Below are 18,799 nucleotides of genomic sequence, written 5' to 3' on the forward strand. Positions count from 1 at the left end.
AATTGAACTCTAACAGACAGGGGGTAAACTTATCTCATGACCCCCTTTTTGATAATAGATAATGCTGTTGGGACCCGCGCGAGCGGGTTCATTTTTTTTGTCCATATAAGTTAACTGTGGAGTAGTTACACTGGACACTCCGATGACAGAATAACCTTCCGATCGCTGTTATCCCCAGATTTTTTGATCCCCTTTTGAAAAGGGCAAATCTGGGGGTAGCGTATGCTTCAATGTAGCTTTCTTTCAGAAAGCTTTTAGGCGAACACTTCGTTTCTTCAGGTTATTTCTGTCCTCTCCGTTATCGTGTAAATGTTCAGTTGAACTTATATCATAGTTTTAATTTAGAATTAAACACAAAGGCCCCCACGGCGTTTACAAGCGCGCTGTGGGGGTCTTTGTGTTTGCTCTATTTTACAGTGGTACAACCTGCATCTGTTTCTGCTTAAAGTATACCCAGTCGGTGAATCCGATCTCCTTGAGACGTGTACGAACGTCATCCAGCTCGTCTGCAACCCGCTGCGGTTTATGAGCGTCCGATCCAAATGTCACCTTCACCCCATAATGATGGGCGCGTTCCAGGATGGCATCCGAGGGATACCAGCCACCGCTGAGTTTGGTTTTGCCAGATGTGTTAATTTCGATCGCTACATTGGATTCTGCGATGACCTGCAACGTTTCATCAATGGCCTGATCCGCGATAATTTCGGAGAACGGTGGATAGTTTCCTTTCATAGCATCAATGTGTCCAAGGATCTGGAACATACCGCTGCGAGCCGATTGCCGGATCAATGAATAATAGCTTTCTTTCACTTCAACTTTGCGAGCATCGCTCAGTCCGTTCCACCGGGTTTTGTTAAAGATGCTTACATCCTCGGTATGATGAACGGAACCAATAATATAGTCAAAAGGATACTGTCCCAGTGTGGTACGGTACAATTCCGCATGAGTAGGGAAGTAGTCCGATTCAATGCCGAGCAGCACATCGATTTTACCAGAGTACTCCTCTTTCAGAGCAAGAACCTCTTCCACATAATGTTGCAATTCAGACTTGCCCATTGCGATCCGTGGGAATGCTTGCTCAAGTTCGCTACCAAAGTAGGGTGTATGATCCGAGATACCGATGGCCTGAAGACCTGCCTTAATACCTGCCTCTATATAATCGCGGATGTTGCCGTCTGCGTGACCACAACGAAAATGATGTGTATGAAGATCAAATTTCATATGGAATCCTTCCTTTCTCATGGCCCATTGTCATTCTGAACTGATGAATTGGGTTTCCGGCATGCCTTTGAGGTCACTTATGAATTGCTGCATCGCTGAGTTGAGGTACCGACTCGACTTATAGATGACACCAACAGGGTGACTGACCTCCAGCTCACTTAAAGGTATCATTCGCAATGTACCTTGACGCAACTCATGCGCAACCGATTGTTTGGAGATCACAGCTGCCCCTAGATCAATCTCGACCATCCGTTTCACTTCTTCGCTGCTGGATAACTCCATTACAATATTAGGTTCAATATTATGTTTCTTGAAGATGGTTTCCGTAAACCGTCGCCCTACGGTATCAGGGGACAGCAGAATCAATGGGGTGCTCCGGAGCACATCCACTGCAGCATGTTTTTTCTTCGCCAGTGGATGGGAAGGAGATACCACAAGTTCAAATGTGTCATAGTACAGCACCGATGTATTCAGGTTGGGATTACGCTCCGTAAGATAACCGATACCAATATCAACCAGACCATTTTCGACCTGGGTATAGATCTGTGATGAAGGAAGGGATTGAATACTGGTTTTGATGAGCGGGAATTGATCCTGGAAATAGGATAACACCCTCGGCAGGATCTGAATAGCAATGGAAGTCGTCGTGCCCAGCACGATCCGTCCCTGAGGCGTTTCATCGAGATCGGACAATTTTTGTTTCAGTTCATCGACGATGTCGAGCATGCGTTCAGCATGTTCCAGAAATACCTGTCCACGGTCTGTGAGGGTAACGGGTTGGTTACGATCTACAAGAACAGTGCTGAATTCGTCCTCCAGACTTTTGATTTGAGCCGAGACGGCAGGCTGAGTCAAGTTTAGCAGTTCACCCGCTTTGCGGAAGCTCATCGTTTTGGAAATGGTAATTAATGTCTCCAGTTGGCTTATGTTCATAGGTGACCTCCTTGCAGGAAAAGTATCTTCGATATGTAGATGTGGTGCGATGAAATCCCGTAACTGGTTATTGTTCCTTTATCTTAAATTATAGGTGATTCAGGACAGCAGAGCAATGAAGGTAATTGTCAGGAGTAAAAGTAGTTCAAGAGACTGTGAAAAAAATGCGAATACAAGAATTTGATTTTTTTAACAGTTGTGATAAAGCAGTAATAAAGTCCTAAATACCTTTTGCCACGCGCAATGATCGAAATCCGTTCTTCAAAAGAAGTGAAAAGCTCTATTTATTCGCTAGAATCAGCTATAAACATTTGCCCTACGGATGACGATAAATTATAGTACACATGATTTAACGAATTCTTAATGAATTCTTGTACGTGATAAAGTATAATAAATTTAATGAATATGGGACTTTTGGTGTGTGACCAATAACCCAGTGTGAGGGGGACATAGACAGTGAAAGCGGAAGTGATTAATCCTTTCCTGGAATCGGCACGGAACGTATTCGAACAGCTCATCCAGGTTTCGCCTTCCACCGGGAGTCTTGGCGTGAAAAATGTAGAGTTCATTGCAGACCATGTCTGGATCGTGATTGGAATGACTGGACAACTTAGCGGGAACATTGTATTTGGAATCAATGAACAAGTGGCATTGAAAATTGTATCTGCGATGATGGGTGGTTTTGTCATTACAGAAATGGATGAAATGAGCAAAAGCGCGATTTCGGAATTGGGTAATATGATCAGTGGTAATGCTAGTACCATCCTGTCGAATCAGGGTGTTGTAGTTGATATTACACCTCCACAAGTGATGAAGTCCGAACATCTGACTACATTCAGTGCAACGAAAGCATTAAGCATTCCTTTGCTGATGGACGGTATTGGTGAGATGGATATTCAGGTCATGATCTCGTAGAATAGAGCCATATGCCTCAAGAGGCAATATGTGTTCAATACGGGAGGACGTCGGGTATGTTGAAAGATCAGGTAGTGTTTATCACAGGTGCATCGAGTGGTATCGGTGCGCTGTGTGCGCAGATGCTGATAGAAGAAGGAGCCATCCCGATTCTGGCTGCCCGTTCGCGGGACAAGCTGGAAGAGATTGGTGCCTCGCTGAAAGGGCCGCATGAATTACTCACGCTTGATGTTACGGATAGTGAGCAGGTTCAGGCAGCTGTGGAGGCAATATTGCATAGATACGGACGAATCGATATCTTGCTGAACAACGCAGGTTATGGAAAATTTGCAGCGATGACAGAGATGTCTGTACAGGAATTCGATGAGATGATGGACGTGAATTACATGGGCATTGTCCGCTGCACCAAAGCAGTGCTTCCGCAAATGCTGGAACGTGGCAAAGGTCAGATTGTGAACGTGGCCTCCATGGCTGGCAAAATCGGTACAGCCAAATCCGCTTCCTATACAGCTACGAAACATGCTGTACTCGGATTTAGTAATGCGCTCCGTCAAGAGCTTCGTAAGACCGGAGTCATGGTGACTACGATTAATCCAGGTCCGATTGATACACCATTTTTCCATCGGGCTGATCCATCTGGCAATTATGTGAATAATGTACGTTGGATGATGTTGAAACCGGAAGACGTTGCAGGTCATATGATTCGGGCGATGAAAAAGCGCAAGGAAGAAGTAAATCTACCGAGACTTGCTTCTGCTGGCATATGGCTGTATCAGCTATTCCCACGTCTTGCAGATCGATTGTCGCACGGTGTAATGAATCAGAAGTAAATGTGATACGAGGCATCATATACGGATGAAAGAAAGGCTCCGCCGAGGGGCTTTTCTTTTTTTTGGCGTGTATACATACAATTCTGGAATAAGATTTGGTACGTAGGCTTTTTTCGCATATAATGAAAGGTAATGTGATGACAGGCTTCGGTTTTAATAAGTGCAAGCAGGGCTAGCATCAAAATGAATAAATTAAAAGGATGGACATACATGACGAATCAAACATTTGCTTCAATTGGCGTGGAACAGGATCTGGAGGCCGTTTTGGCGAAACATGGCATTAACGAACCTTCACCTGTACAGGCTCAGACGATCCCGGTTATTTTGGAAGGCCGGGATGTTGTATCCAAATCCCAGACGGGAACAGGGAAAACCCTGGCATATCTTTTGCCAATGCTACAATCCATCAAAATGGATGTCAAAGGTACGCAGAAACTCGTTATTGCACCTACACAAGAACTGGCGATGCAGATTGTACGTGAGGCACAGCGCTACGGGGAAGAACGCAAGATCGGCGTATTGGGTCTGATTGGTGGCGCAGCAGCTAAACGTCAGATCGAAAAATTGCGTGAGCATCCACAATTGGTTGTGGGCACACCGGGACGACTGAAGGAATTAATTACACTTAAAAAATTGAAAATGCACAATGTTTCCACCATCGTCATTGATGAAGCGGATCAAGTATTCCAGCTCGGCGGCGTAAGTGACGTGAACTTTGTACTCAAGAGCGCATTGCGTGATCGTCAGCTGATCTTCCTGTCAGCAACAATTGATGAGCATACGGCTGGACTCGCGAAGCGTGAGATGAAAGAGCCTGTTCAGATCGGAATTGAGCCGGATCGCGCTACTGCTGCGGGCTTGGAGCATTATTATTTTGTGGAAGAAAACCGTAATAAAATTGACATGCTGCGTCGTCTGGTCAGACAGTACAATCCGGATCGGGCAATTGTATTTGTAAATGCAACTGAAGACATTGGTGAAGTGGAAGCAAAAATGAATCATCTGGGATTGTCCGCTGCTGCACTGTATGGGGATGCTGACAAAGTGACCCGCAGCAACGTATTATCTGCCTTCCGTAACGGCAAACTGCAATTGCTGATCGCCAGCGAAGTTGCTGCCAGAGGACTGGATATCGAAGGACTTCCAATGGTTATTAACTATGACCCTGCCTTTGACTCGGAGCATTATGTTCACCGCGCAGGCCGTACAGGCCGCATGGGACGTTCGGGTATTGTACTGTCCATTGTGGATGAGACGCAGATCTTCATTATGCGCAAATTCGCGCGTGAACTCGGCATCGAGTTGCAGGAACGTGTTCTCTTCGGCGGTAAAGTATTGGAAGCAGATCCGCGTCCGGACACGCGTCCGGAGGGGCATTCTTTCTCCAGAAAACCGGGACAAAACAGAGATCGCAAACCAGGTCAGGGCAGCCGCAATGGCGGTACCCGAGCTACAATCTCCAATTCGCGTCCAACGGGTAGCAAACCAACTGGCAATACAGGCCGCACGGAGCGCGATCAGGATCGTAAAAACAAGGGAGCACCCAAGTGGAGTAAAGACAAAACGCCACGCTCCGAAGAATAGAATCTGACGAAAGGGGTGCAGGGATAGATGGAAAACGTTCAATCGCCTGTTCTGCAAATCAGCGGGTTAAGCGGAGGTTATAGTGCCAAACGACCGGTCCTTCACGGTATCGATCTGGAAGTTGGACGTGGGGAGATGGTCGGACTAATCGGCTTAAACGGTGCTGGCAAAAGTACAACGATGAAACATATTCTCGGCTTGATGACCCCACAACAGGGCGAAGTGCGAGTGATGGGCAAAAAGCGGGACGAGGATGCGCAGATCTACCAATCGGCCATGGCATTCGTACCGGAATCACCTGAACTGTATGATGAGATGACGGTGATGGAACATCTCGAGTTTACGGCAAGAGCGTACAATGTGTCGGAGGCTGACTTCAAGCAACGTACGGAGAAATTGCTGCAATTATTCCGTATGAATGAGAAAAGTACAAGTCTGTCGACTCATCTGTCCAAGGGGATGCGGCAAAAGGTCATGATTATGTGTGCTTTTGTGGCAGGACCGCCACTGTACATTATTGATGAGCCTTTCCTGGGGCTTGACCCGCTGGGTATTCGCTCCTTGCTTGATTTTATGCTTGAGATGAAGGCTTCGGGTTCATCCATCTTGCTCAGCTCACACATTTTGTCCACGATTGAAAATTACTGTGACCGTTTTATCGTTCTGCACCGTGGACAGGTTATTGCTCAAGGGACATTGAATGAATTGCGCCTTCAATTCGGGGAATCCGATGCCACGCTGGAGCACATGTTCTATTCCCTCGTACAAGGCAGGGATTGAGCATGGATCTCAAGCTGCTATGGAAACAAAGACGCACAGGATTCTGGAACGAAATTCTTCCTTATCTGGGATATGTCATCCAGAGCGGTGTAGCTATGGTCTTTTTATTTCTCGTCATTGCGTTCTCCGCCTGGTATACATCGTTTGTTCAGAACATTCCCGCCGAATTCCCGATTCGCTGGATTGCATTGTTACTGCTCGCACCACTGGTGATGTTTAGCAGTTATCGTACATATCTGCTTCCGGCAGATATTGTGTTCCTGCGACCACAGGAATACCGGATGCAGGAATATTTGAAGAACAGCTTTGCCCGGGGCATCATCTATAAAAGTCTGGGCCTGTTGCTTGTGTTTGTTACACTGTGGCCTCTCTATGTTAGAGCAGATCTGGATGCACGCCCGTTTGGCTGGTTCATCGTATTCCTACTGCTGTGGAAAGGGCTGTCCAGTTATGGAGCATGGCAAGAGCTAAGAATGGTTCAGGTCGGGGCATCAAGAGGATATCGTCTCTTACGTTGGGCACTGGCTGTGCTGGCGGTTGGTGCATGGCTATGGCAGCCACCTCAGCGCAGCGTATGGTTCCTGCTGTTACTGGCTGTCGTCTACATCGTCGCTTTGCGTGTACCAGTGAAACATCGGGTGGCGTGGGAACGTCTGATTCAGGTGGAGCAGGGGCAGGCTGGCAGAGTTATGCGTACACTTGGCTGGTTCGTGGATGTACCTTCATCCGGACAGAAAGTAAGTTCGCGTCGTTGGCTTAGCAAATGGGGGAGCGGTCTCCCATGGAATGCGGGGAAAGCTTACCGTTATTTGATGACCAAAACGTTTATTCGAACCGAAGTGTTTTCCATCGTGTTACGCCTAGTTGTACTGGGCATGTTACTATCCTGGTGGACGGCAGGCAGCTACTTTGGTGTTGGCGTGTATCTGTTCTTCCTGTTGCTTGCAGGTGTACAGCTTGGTGCGCTGCGTCGCAGTCATAGTGAATCGTTCTGGATCATGATCTATCCGATCTCGGGAGAGAGTCGTCGTTCTCAGGTGTTGGGATTCATATTCCATTTACATGCGCTGGCTGCGTTGCTCATGTGGCTGCCTATGCTGGCTGGCGGAGCGAGTGGACTGGCTGTCACCGGGGTAGCCCTTATTTTGGGCATACTGGTGATTGTGATCATGCGCCGTTCGCAAGGCAACAAGTGGTTGAAGGAAGAAGAAGACGAGTAAACGATTGATCGAAATACGTACCTCTCGCCAGCCCAGATGGTGGTTCGAGTTGGACGGTGATCATTATTATACAAACAACAAAGAAGGTTATTCCGGGCTGTGTCCCGGAATAACCTTCTTCATGTTGCAATCAGATCACTTGCTTCCCGCGCATGTGTGTATTGGTACTAACAGAGGAATGATTTCGTGATAATGACGAGCAAGATGAACAGAACGAGAATGGCACCTGTGTTCGTAAATCCTCCGTAACCGCCGCATCCATAACCGCCTCTTGTATCTTCAACTCCAGACATGGTCATTCCCCTTTCAAGTGGTTGTTTGGCACGCCCTTGCGTACATCGTATACTATGTGCGATGGGGGTGGGCTGATTGGGCCGATGCCCGGTAAAGCTGGAATTTGGAGGTTTTGGGCAACTGTCCCGGTGAGGTACGGGGGCTCAGGCGAATTGTAAAATACAAAAGAACCCTCTGTATATTCGGAGACATGTAACGTCGCCAGTATACAAAGGGTTCTTATATCTTCAGGGTTCAGGTCTGTTTTAACTAAGTCGTTCGCAGATCCTGAACTCCACGATAGACGGTCTCATAAAGATCTTCCAATCCGGATTCTTCAATACAGGAGAATGCAATTCGCAGATCCGCTTCACCTAGCGCGATGGTACCCACGCCGTATTTGTGAAGTAAGTGGCTTCGAAGTTCTTCAGCGCCAACTTCCTTCAGCTTCAGGCACATGAAGTAACCGGAGTTAAACGGATAATAGTCCCATGCATCTTCATACTTGCCGCTATCGAGAATGGCCTTCACTTTGTTGGCGCGGCCTTTCATAATCTCGAACTTCTCCAGTTTCTGTGCTTCAAACTCCGGTGCTTTGAGCGCATCCAGTACAAAAGTCTGGGAAGGATGCGGGCCACTGGAGATCGTTGCCCGGATGATACCAAGAGTTTTCTGTTCCAAAGCGTGCAGAACAGCTGCATCTTCATGGGCATACGTAATGAATCCAACGCGGAAGCCCCATACGAACTCTTCCTTCGTTGCACCATCCACTTTTACGGTCAATACACGTGGATGAATATTGGCAAGCTTGCCAAACAGGGATTCATGAATGGAATCTTCGAAGAACAGCCCGAAGTATGCATCATCTGTTACAGCAACCACATTAACGCCGGCTTCGGCTGCCTGACGAATCGTGTTTACAATGGCATCTGCTTCTTCGGCTCCAGGCGTATAACCTGTAGGGTTATTCGGGAAGTTGAGCAGTACGATGGCTTTACCTTTGTCCTTTTGATCAAGCAACGCCTGAAGCAGACCGTCACTGTTGAAATTCAACTGATCATCGAACAGGGGATAATGAACCAACTGGCCATGACGACGAATTCCGAAGGTCAGCTCGTAATTTTCCCAGTTTTTATCCGGATATATGACAGCGTCCCCTTCATCGGCGAACAGGTCGGCTACGATACTTAGTCCATGGGTTAATGCATTGGTGACAATCGGATTGCCGAATGTTTTGCCTTCCAGAGAAGGCGTTTCCTTCAGCATCTTGTCTCTCCAGACGGTCCGCAATTCAGGTTTGCCTGCAGGTGGAGCGTAAGGATACAGATCCTTTGGCTGGAATGCAGACAGCTTCTCCTGAATAACCTGAAGATGCATCGGCACACCACCCTCCAGGGCGATACCAATCGTGGCATTATGGGTCTTGGCCAAGCTTGCTGCTTCAGCAGATTGACTCAAGATCCCCTCTTTAGGAAAATAAATTTCTTTGCCAAGCTGTGACAGCATGGAGTAGACGTGACTGCTGCCTGTCTGAATACTTTCGTTCAACTGTTCAGCCAGTGGATTCATTCTTTTCATCCTTCCAAGTCTTTGTGATTCAACTGCCTAACATTATATCACCTTGACATGCCCCCGTCACGGAAATTACGCAATATGACAGTTATATCACTTTACCGCGTTGTTGCAGAGGGTTTTGGCGTGAGTTATCGTTGAATTCAACCTTGGATGAATCCTCTGAAGATGAAATTTATTGCTGATGAAATGGACAATATTTCCGCATCATCTCAGCGGTTTCAGCATCTCGTCCCTCATTGCGCTGTTCCAGTTCACCCCGTATATGATCCAAGCGTTCAATGGACCAATTTTGTCCGAATTTAAATTTGGCAGTGACTCGTTCGGGGATGATTCTTACAACGGCTACAGCTTTGAGGTTGCCTGTGTAACGTGAGTCAGTAGCATCAATCGGTACATATCCGCCTTGCGGCTGGAGTTTTTCCATGAATCGTTGCAGTACTTTACCCTTAATGTCCAGATCCTTAACCGATTCTGCCTGACCAAAGGCCATGACACTTTTGAAGAAAGAAGTCGCCGGACAGGCAAGCTCAGGATCACTGAAATAGGAGGGGATCAGGGAGAACTCTTCAGCTACCGTGAAACTGACCGAGGAATCCTGTTTGATCTGTTTCATCTTCTCGCCAGCCAGACTGCCGTGGAAATAAAAGCAACCGTCCATATAAACGAAATTCAGCGGTGTAACCCGTGGCTGTCCATCCGGGCTGACCGTCCCCAGAAACCCGAAGGAGCACTGATCCAGAAATGCCGTAATCTCTTGTTCTTCATCTACTGTGAATTCTTTCCGTCTCATGTGTATTCCCCCATCATTGAATGTATAATAGAACGCCATATCTTATGCATAACAATAGTTCATACATTGACAATGAAATAGATCCAATTTAGATTCACTTTAGTAGGCCAATTGGTCAGGATCACATAATGAAGACGAATGAAGAAGAGAGGTGCATGATGGAATTGTGGCTAGCGATGGATACCTATGAACTTCAGCATCGATACAAATATGAGGCATTGTACCATGCGTTACGTGATGCCATTCATGCAGGAACATTGGTGAGAGGCACGCGGCTTCCTTCCACCCGTGAGTTGGCAAGGCAATATGAGATGTCACGTGGTTCGGTAGCTCAGGTATACGACATGCTGCTTGCGGATGGTTATGTTCATGCACATCGGGGAAGAGGTACCTTTGTAACCGAAACATTATCCACTCGAGAAAATGAGAAACAGGAAGCCGTTCTCAAACTGTCTCCATGGGGCGAGCGGGTGCAGAGGTTGAATACGCAACATGATGTCCTGCGGACGCAGATGTCTTCACCGAACCCGTCCTTCATTAATTTTCAGATGGCGCGCATGCCCGCAGAACATTTCCCACTAGGGGAGTGGAAGAGTGCACTCGCTGCGGTTCATCGCAGTGGTTGGCGAGAACCGAGCGGCGCAGCGGGGGATCGGGAGCTGCGGGAGGCCATCGCCTCCCATCTCAGATGGACACGCGGCATCCAGGCAGAATCATCTCAGATTGTACTGTTCAGTGGTTCCATGCAAGGCATCACTCTCCTATCTCAATTGCTGATTACGGAGAATACAGCAGTTGTATTGGAGAATCCGGGTTATCCGGGTATTGCCCATGCCGTCAAGTCCTGTGGTGGGCATATCATCCCGGCAGAGGTGGATACCGCAGGCATTATACCTCAGCCCTGGGAGGCACAGACGTTATTTGTCACTCCCACCCGGCAGTTTCCAACAGGGGCCGTATTGGGATTGGACAGAAGACGTGCCTTGCTTGCGTGGGCCTCAAAGCGGAATGCGGTCATTATTGAAGATGATTATGACAGTGAATTCCGATGGGGTGGAAGACCGATTGAACCCCTCAAAGTGCTTGATCGTGAACAGCGCGTCATCTATGTCGGTTCATTCTCACAAACGATGGTGGCTTCGTTCCGACTTGGTTATGCCGTACTGCCACCGGGTCTGGTAGAACCCCTCCTTGCCGCCAAGACGCTGTATGAACCGGTACCTCCGGCGCTGTTAGAGCAGCGCGCACTGGCCAAATTCATGACCAGAGGAGGCTATCTGAGGCACTTACGACGGTTAACCCGGTTATATGGGGAACGGCATGATTTTTTTGTCCGAGAGATGGAACTACAGTTACCGGAAGCATTCACCATGCAACTTGGTGATGCAGGACTGCATATCTATGCCACCTGGAATGGCGATGCTGACAGCTACCAGCAGTTTAAAAAGTTCGCTCAGGAGGATGGCGTACTGTTTCGAGATGCAGAGCGATATTGGCTGACTTCAGCTCATCCGGCGGTCTGTTTTGGGTTTGCACATCTGGAGAAAGAAGAGATGACAGAGGGAATTCGGCGAATGCGGCTAGCCTGGGAGAAGTGCACATTTTCGTTTCGGTGAATTCCGCTGTATAATAGGATAAGACCATTTCGCTCCTATTGGAGCAGAGATCATATATGAGCAAGTTGTATTGAATGATGCTAGATGCTGAAGTACATATGGCCTTGATTGAAGATGTGAGATTCAGATCAGAATGATGCCATATGCAGAGAGATTAACTATCAAGGGGGAGTGGCGACATGCTGCAGGCATCGCCGTCATCATTTGTTATTTTGCCCGCTGTCGCCAAAATTGTCTGTGAACCGGGCTGGAAGTGGCAGAAGCGGGAAAAACCGATGCAAAACTATGATTTATTTTATGTATGGAGTGGTGAGGGAACGCTTGTACTGAATGACCAGTCGTATGAGGTTGGCAAGGGGAGTTGTTTTTTGTTCAGGCCGGGAGATCATCCTACTGCAACACATAATAAGCAAAAACCGTTGGTACTTACGTATATTCATTTTGATGTGGACGTGCCTGTTACTGATCTTCCCCAGTCCTATCGCGAGGTACAGGAAACAGTGGAGTTTGAGCACTTGCTGGCACGTTATGTAAGATTATTCTTATCGGATGTGTACGGACGTGATGAAGAGAGTCGATTGATTCTGAAGCAATTGATGATTCATTTGCTGCGCGCCGATACGGAAGAACCTGTGGAGAAAAAGGTAAGCAACCAGTTGTCCGATGTCATCCAGGAGGTCGCCAATTATGTGCGTCAGCATCCGGGGATTACACATCGGGTGGAAGATCTGGCTGCCCGGGCTGGCTTGTCGCCCCGATATTTCTCGATCAAGTTCAAGGAACTGGTCGGATCATCCGTGCAATCTTATATTATCCGCATGCGTATTGAACGGGCAGAACATCTGCTGGTACATACCGGCATGAATGTGACCGAAGTGGCTGATGCCCTGGGGTACCGGGATATTTTCTTCTTCAGTCGTCAGTTCAAGCAGTATACAGGCAAAAGCCCGTCCGAGATTCGTTAACATTTGGATGGGAAGAACATGACAACGTTTCAAGTCTGGAACGCAAGGGTAAATATCTAGCATTCCAGATGACCAAAAGGGGGAACTTGTGATGAACGGAAAACGTCGGGTCCGCAACCGGGGATGCTCTACGAAGGGATGCAATATTTTCCGGAACCGTCTCCGCCGATTCAAACCGGCAGAGGATTTGCAGGATGTATGGTTTTGAGGAGAACTCAGCAGACCAATAACGACGAAGCGAAGCTTCGTATTGCATGTATACATGGATGGAAGATGAATGCATAAAGAGGATGGCGCAATACCTGGTTACAGGTGCTGCGCCATCCTCTTTATTTGCGTAGGAACTCATTATTTCTTCGGTTTCAAACGACCAAGCAATGCACCCATTTTGACCGAATCGCCTGGCTGTAGGCCCGGTTTCGGTTCGAATGTGCCACTCTGCGTCAACAGAACAACAGTGGAACCGAATTCAAAATAGGCCAGATCATCGCCTTGAGCCCAGGTACTTGTGTCCGCGCTAGCATACTGTATGCTACTCACGTTCATCGCACCTACTTTGACAACCGCCACTTCACCGTAATCGTGTGCGATATACGTAATGAGCCGTTCGTTTCGACTAAGCACGGATTTCATATGGGTCAGCCCAAAGTCATTCACGGGATAAACTTTGCCCTTGATGTGCTCGCTCTCTATTTTACGGCCGCTAACAGGTGCATGAATGCGGTGATAGTCGCGAGGGCTGAGATAGAGAACGAACCCGTACCCGTGCTTGTACTTCTCCAGATGGGGAGAATGGTTTAATAATTCAGCAAGTGTATAATTTTGTCCCTTAACATTCAGGAGTGTCCCTGCAGATATTGGACCGGCTGCCGTAATCTTGGCATCTACCGGGCTGATCAGTGCATGCTCTGAAAGTTCCAACGGGCGCATGCCCGGCTTTAATTTGCGGGTAAAGAAATCGTTCAGTGAACGGTACTCTTTCCAATCTTTCTCGGCCTCTTGAACAGGGATGTCGTAGGTCCGGACAAAATAAGGGATAAATGCCTTACTTCCCCGGCTTTTGGAGAAGGCTCCCACAGTCCGGGAGATCCATTTGCGCGAAGAAAGCTCGGTCATTAATCGCAACAGCGTTTTTGCCATGAATATCCCCCTTAGGGTTAATGCGAACTTCAAGGCCGGAAGACCGGCCGTTCTGCATAATATTGACACAGAATGCACACGAAATCAATATGATCTCCTATCGTATGTCTGCGGTTGTCTCGGAATTCTCGAATTCTGTTCCAGCAGCAGCCGTCCATAAGCCATGGGTTTGCTGTACGTTGACTTCCAGTGTTCCGACATTCCTGCTTTGCGAAAACCGTAACGTTGATCGCGTCCATTGCATTCAATGAAATAGATCTGGCCGCTGCGCGTTATCCCGAGATCAAGGCCCAGATCAGCCAGGTGTGGCAGACTGGCCGCTAATATCTGGGCAATTCGAAGTGCAACGAACCCGATTCTGCGTTCCAAACGGCCCAGGTCGAAACCAGGTTCTCCTGATCCAAGAGCCTCCTCGAGCTTCATGACTTTACCACCTTGGGCGATATTGGTGACAAACGTATGGGCAGGAGCCGCTTTGGCAAACATGCCTGTAATTCCCCAAAGACCATCGCTGCCACGTTGTACAGATACCCGCAGATCTACCGGCCTGCCCTCATAACGAAGTAGTGGGATACGCTCTTCAATGAGGTAGGCATGGCGAAAAATCCGCCTTAGGGTGGAGGAAGGAAGCTGTCCTTTGCTCAATCGGAAGGTGGCCCACCCTCTACGTGCAGCCTTTGTCTCACAGGTCAGTTTCCACTGTCCATCTCGCTGAAAGACTCGCATAATGCCATGACCGATACTGCCGCTGCACGGTTTGATGACGAGGTCATCATAATGTTCCATCATATAGGCCAGAGACTCTGGCGTAGCTTTAACTGCATGGGGCAGGTGTTCTCGCAAGGCGAGGTCCTGATGAAGCATGTCATGAATGTGATCTTTACGGTACCGATTGCGAACGTTGAATACCTGGATACCCTGCAACATCAGCTTGGTGATCTGATGCTGTTCCGTCCGGCGAAGCTGAAGTGAACGGTTATGAATGACGGAGGGCAATGGCATGCGCTCGCGAACATATCTGCCTTCTTTTTTTACATAGGCAAGACATGTTTTTTGATCCGAATCAATATCTTCCAGCCGCAAAAAGCAGGGAGTTAATCCATAACTGGCCGCTGCCTGTTCATAATTCGCGAGTGATTCCTGACCGGTCCTTCCGGCCGGTATCCCCCGGTACATGCGTGAATCGAACATAATGCCGATCGTTTCTTGGAGCATGACCGTTCCTCCTTCGATGTTATCGCGACCATGGATCGTCCATTCATGGAATGCCGGCCTGTCACCGCATGGCTCAGACATCGCGATAACGCAGACCGGTGTGTAAGATGCATCGCCAAGCACCAGTGTTTGCTCAGACATAATATCCTATGACATGACTGGGACGGGGGCGTGGACAGCCGCCTTTCCTCAGCTGCCCTGACACGCCTATTTCCACGAAGATCATAGAACCTTCCTGTCTTGATGCCTATACATTGGTGCTCTGGATTCCGTGAAACTCATAAATGAAGTGGCAGATGCCCATATGGAAGCATATGATGCCGGAGATGAACGTTTGAGGAAGGAGCAAGCTGCATGAGTAAAAATGGCAAAAAGAAGGTCCCAACGCCGAAACTGCGGCATGTGAGCCCGAAATTCAAGGAATTGGAACTGACTGATCGCCGGGCAGACAAGATGAATTCAGGTTTCACCATGAATAGGGAAGAACGCTTGAATGCGAATAAAAGGGATTCGAAGGCTGTTCAGGCATCGGAAGAATTCCAATTTGAATCAACAGAACTGCCTGCTTCAACGAACGAGCTGGAAGAGCTAGAGAGCGAAGCCAAAATCAAGCCGGAACCTGTTGAGTCTGATAGCAAGGAAGTGGAGACGCAAGATAACCTGGAAAAGCAGATTCAGGTTAGCAGCGTGGCTCCGCCTGCTTTGGTAGAAGAACCGGACATCAACAAGCAGGAAATAGCAAGCCGGGATCGGCTGCAGATCCTGAACCAGAACCAGATGCCGGGTCATACCGGACATTACATCTACACGGATGACTTGAGTGAATTTGCTGTCACAGAGAGCAAACTGGCTCCTTTCTCTGTGGATGCCTCCAAGTTGAAACCGGATGCGGTCGGTAGTGAAGCATTGCAGGATTATGCGGTGACGAGCATTCACATTGCAGACGGGGCCGTTGTTTCCGCGAAACTTGCAGAAGCGTCTGTATCGGAGGAGCACCTGATTGACGGCTCTGTGTCTGGTCAAAAAATAAGAAATGCTTCCATCGCCGGTGAGAAAATTAGGGATGGCAGTATTACTTCTCAGAAGCTTGGCAACCAGGTCATCGATTCAAGCAAAATTGCCGATGGTTCTATCGGTACAAGGCATCTTAGCCGCATGCTGGTAACGGAAGATTTAATCAAGAATCATGCCGTAACTGGAGACAAGATTGCAATTAGTGGTGTGGATACAAGGCATCTCACCGGAGGAGCTGTGCATACTTCCAAACTGGCTGACGATGCAGTGACTACCTCCAAAATTCGTGAAGCTGCTGTCACAGGCAGCAAAATCGAAGAATTATCCATCGAGTCTCACCATATTCAGGCAGGTGCTGTTAAACAGACACATCTGGCAGAAGGGGCTGTCGGTCGTTCACACCTATCCAATGGCAGTATTGGAAGTGACCAGATTGAAGATGGGTCCATCCAAACAAGACATTTGGCTGAGGGTTCACTAAGTGGAAGACATCTATTGGACGGTTCGATCGGTTCAAGCCAGATACGCGCTCATGCCGTTGGCAAGGAGCAGATTGGCAATGGAGAAGTGGGCAGTGAGCATTTGACAGAAGGTGCGGTAACCAGCAGCAAGCTGGCAGACCAGTCTGTTGGAACAGCAAAATTGCTGGAGCAGTCCATTACGGCCACCAAGATCGCTGATCAGAGTGTCATTTCTGCCAAAATTGCGGATGAAGCCGTACAGGGTAAACATCTTGCCAAAGGGTCCATTCGTGCGGAACACATTGCAAATCGGGGAATCACGCCAGTACATGTGGATAATGCTGCAATTCACTCCATTCACATTGCAAGTGGAAGCATCGAGGCAACACATCTGTCTACCGGAAGTGTGACCGGAGATGCTCTTGCAGATAGCGTGGTGTCCGAGCGGCATCTTGCAGAGTCTGCCGTAGGTACGTATGAGCTGCAGGATGCTGCCGTTACAGATGTTAAGCTCGCAGATGGAAGTGTAACAACAGATAAGCTTGGAACAGCATCAGTGAGCAGCAGAGCGCTTGCCCCGGGAAGTGTTAGTTCCTCGCATCTGGCGAACGGTGGAGTCACGGGTACACATCTGGCTCCAGGGAGTGTGGGTTCCGAGGCTCTGAGACCTTATGCAGTGAAGTCAGATCACCTGACAGAACATGCCGTAGGCGCACCTCATCTTCAACCAGGCAGTGTTGAAACGGATGCTATTGCACGGGCAGCGGTCACAACAGACAAATTGGCTCCGGGTAGTATAACTTCAGCCCAGCTGGCTGGCGGGTCCATTTTTCCGCCTCATTTAACAGATCATGCGGTTACCTCCCCGAAGCTCTCACCAGAGAGTGTTGCCACAGATAAACTGGCGGATTTTGCTGTTACGTCAGCTAAACTGGCAGACGGGAGCGTAACGTCTTCCAAAATTATGGCAGAAAGTATTAACGCCAAACATATTCCGGCAGGAACGATTCGCGGATATCACTTGAAGCAGCACGCTGTTTCCCTCGAACATTTGTCGGAAGAAATACGCTCACCGGAATTATTTGCTGATGGCAGTATTACGGGCAACAAACTTCGGCATGGGTCTGTAAGTGGGGACCATTTGACAGCAGACTCGGTATCCGGAACAGAACTGCAACAGGCTGCTGTAGGTAGCGAACACTTGCAACCATCCGTTGTACAATCCGTGCATCTGGCTGAAGGCAGCGTGAAATCTGAACATTTGGGAACTCAAGTTGTAAGCTCACAGCATCTGAAGGCAGACATCATTCATGAGGAGCATATTGCTGAACAGGTGGTCACATCACATCACTTGGCACCTGGATCTGTCGAAACAGACCATCTGGCTCCTTTATCCATTACAGCGGCTCATCTTCAGCCGGGTTTGATCAGTGGTTTGCATCTTCAGGCAGAGTCGACAAGTGCTGTTCACTTGCAGCAAGGAGCTGTACATTCCCGTCATATTCAGGATGGTGAAATTCTGCCTCATCATATCCATGAACGCAGCATCGGAACGTCTCATCTGGAAGAAGAAGCGGTAAGCACAATTATTTTGCAGGATGAATCCGTAACCCGCTCCAAACTAGCGAGTGGTAGTGTAGATGGCAGCAAATTGGCCGCTGGGGCAGTATCAGCTACTCACATTGCTAACGAAAGTGTGCAAAGCCGTCATATCCAGGAAGGAGCGATCCTTGCTGATCATATTCAAGAGTACAGTATTGGCTCAATACATCTGGATGAGGACTCCGTAAGTGCGGTTCATTTGCAAAATGGATCTGTAACGAGTGCCAAACTGGCGGACGGCAGTATAAACGGCAGCAAGTTACTTGAAGGTACGGTATCGGGAGTTCATCTTGCAGCCGAAAGCGTGCAAACCGAGCATATTCAGGCAGACGCCATTCAAGCTGACCATATTCAGGAGCGAAGCATCGGCACAATCCATCTGGAAGAGGAAGCAGTAAGTGCCATTCATCTGCAAAATGGGTCCGTCATCAGTGCCAAACTGGCAGACGGCAGTGTAACCGGCAGCAAATTGCTCGAAGATGCCGTGTCGGGAATCCACATCGCATCCGAAAGTGTGCAATCCCGCCATATCCAGGAAGGAGCGATCCTTGCTGACCATATCCAGGAGCACAGCATCGGCATGTTCCACTTGGAAGAGGAAGCGGTAAGTGCCATTCATCTGCAAAATGGATCCGTAATAAGTACCAAGTTGGCCGATGGCAGTG

General features: G+C 48.4%; 15 protein-coding genes. 8 read left to right on the forward strand and 7 right to left on the reverse strand.

From position 1 onward, the window contains the following. Positions 1-411 precede the first annotated feature (411 nt). Both MHH93_RS16680 and MHH93_RS16685 read right to left on the reverse strand, forming a co-directional pair. Positions 412-1,221 (reverse strand): histidinol-phosphatase, encoded by an 810-nt coding sequence (locus MHH93_RS16680; protein ID WP_500054909.1) that lies wholly within the window; start codon positions 1,219-1,221, stop codon positions 412-414. A gap of 30 nt (positions 1,222-1,251) precedes the next feature. Beyond that, positions 1,252-2,154, reverse strand: a complete 903-nt coding sequence (locus MHH93_RS16685) for a LysR family transcriptional regulator (protein ID WP_036605798.1) — start codon at positions 2,152-2,154, stop codon at positions 1,252-1,254. A gap of 456 nt (positions 2,155-2,610) precedes the next feature. Between MHH93_RS16685 and MHH93_RS16690 the strand changes: the two genes are divergently transcribed. From MHH93_RS16690 to MHH93_RS16710, 5 genes are all read left to right on the forward strand, one after another. After that, positions 2,611-3,069, forward strand: coding sequence for a chemotaxis protein CheX (locus MHH93_RS16690; RefSeq protein WP_062837913.1), 459 nt, complete (start codon positions 2,611-2,613; stop codon positions 3,067-3,069). Positions 3,070-3,125: 56 nt separating this feature from the next. Next, positions 3,126-3,899, forward strand: coding sequence for an SDR family NAD(P)-dependent oxidoreductase (locus MHH93_RS16695; RefSeq protein WP_500054910.1), 774 nt, complete (start codon positions 3,126-3,128; stop codon positions 3,897-3,899). A 210-nt stretch (positions 3,900-4,109) separates the two neighbouring features. Next, complete coding sequence (locus MHH93_RS16700) at positions 4,110-5,483, forward strand: DEAD/DEAH box helicase (protein ID WP_500054911.1); 1,374 nt, start codon at positions 4,110-4,112, stop codon at positions 5,481-5,483. Between the two features lie 27 nt (positions 5,484-5,510). Then, positions 5,511-6,263 (forward strand): ABC transporter ATP-binding protein, encoded by a 753-nt coding sequence (locus MHH93_RS16705; protein ID WP_253440582.1) that lies wholly within the window; start codon positions 5,511-5,513, stop codon positions 6,261-6,263. 2 nt (positions 6,264-6,265) lie between these two features. Next, positions 6,266-7,483, forward strand: a complete 1,218-nt coding sequence (locus MHH93_RS16710) for an ABC transporter permease (RefSeq protein ID WP_500054912.1) — start codon at positions 6,266-6,268, stop codon at positions 7,481-7,483. Positions 7,484-7,650: 167 nt separating this feature from the next. Here MHH93_RS16710 and MHH93_RS16715 read toward each other — a convergent pair whose 3' ends face one another. From MHH93_RS16715 to MHH93_RS16725, 3 genes are all read right to left on the reverse strand, one after another. Beyond that, positions 7,651-7,776 carry a YjcZ family sporulation protein gene (locus MHH93_RS16715; protein ID WP_206759599.1) on the reverse strand — a complete coding sequence of 42 codons (126 nt, stop codon included), beginning with the start codon at positions 7,774-7,776 and terminating at the stop codon, positions 7,651-7,653. Between the two features lie 250 nt (positions 7,777-8,026). After that, positions 8,027-9,325 carry an aminotransferase class I/II-fold pyridoxal phosphate-dependent enzyme gene (locus MHH93_RS16720; RefSeq protein ID WP_500054913.1) on the reverse strand — a complete coding sequence of 433 codons (1,299 nt, stop codon included), beginning with the start codon at positions 9,323-9,325 and terminating at the stop codon, positions 8,027-8,029. Positions 9,326-9,503: 178 nt separating this feature from the next. Further along, on the reverse strand, positions 9,504-10,121 hold the full coding sequence (locus tag MHH93_RS16725) for a pyridoxamine 5'-phosphate oxidase family protein (RefSeq protein ID WP_500054914.1): 618 nt from the start codon (positions 10,119-10,121) through the stop codon (positions 9,504-9,506). A 155-nt stretch (positions 10,122-10,276) separates the two neighbouring features. On the opposite strand from MHH93_RS16725, the gene pdxR reads away from it, so the two are divergent. Together pdxR and MHH93_RS16735 are read left to right on the forward strand one after the other, a co-directional pair. Then, positions 10,277-11,737 carry a MocR-like pyridoxine biosynthesis transcription factor PdxR gene (gene pdxR, locus MHH93_RS16730; protein ID WP_500054915.1) on the forward strand — a complete coding sequence of 487 codons (1,461 nt, stop codon included), beginning with the start codon at positions 10,277-10,279 and terminating at the stop codon, positions 11,735-11,737. Between the two features lie 179 nt (positions 11,738-11,916). Beyond that, the gene (locus MHH93_RS16735; RefSeq protein WP_500054916.1) at positions 11,917-12,702 is read left to right on the forward strand and encodes an AraC family transcriptional regulator; all 786 of its coding nucleotides are present in this window, start codon (positions 11,917-11,919) and stop codon (positions 12,700-12,702) included. A gap of 348 nt (positions 12,703-13,050) precedes the next feature. On the opposite strand, the gene asd is transcribed toward MHH93_RS16735, so the two are convergent. Beyond that, positions 13,051-13,842, reverse strand: coding sequence for an archaetidylserine decarboxylase (gene asd / locus MHH93_RS16740; protein ID WP_500054917.1), 792 nt, complete (start codon positions 13,840-13,842; stop codon positions 13,051-13,053). An 84-nt stretch (positions 13,843-13,926) separates the two neighbouring features. Then, positions 13,927-15,198 carry a YheC/YheD family endospore coat-associated protein gene (locus MHH93_RS16745; RefSeq protein ID WP_500054918.1) on the reverse strand — a complete coding sequence of 424 codons (1,272 nt, stop codon included), beginning with the start codon at positions 15,196-15,198 and terminating at the stop codon, positions 13,927-13,929. 213 nt (positions 15,199-15,411) lie between these two features. On the opposite strand from MHH93_RS16745, the gene MHH93_RS16750 reads away from it, so the two are divergent. After that, positions 15,412-18,799: hypothetical protein (locus MHH93_RS16750; RefSeq protein WP_500054919.1), on the forward strand; the 3,388-nt coding region annotated here is incomplete at its 3' end.

Origin of the sequence: Priestia sp. FSL H7-0729, assembly GCF_038005685.1 — a bacterium.
In the GTDB taxonomy this organism is placed as follows: Bacteria; Bacillota; Bacilli; order Paenibacillales; family Paenibacillaceae; genus Paenibacillus.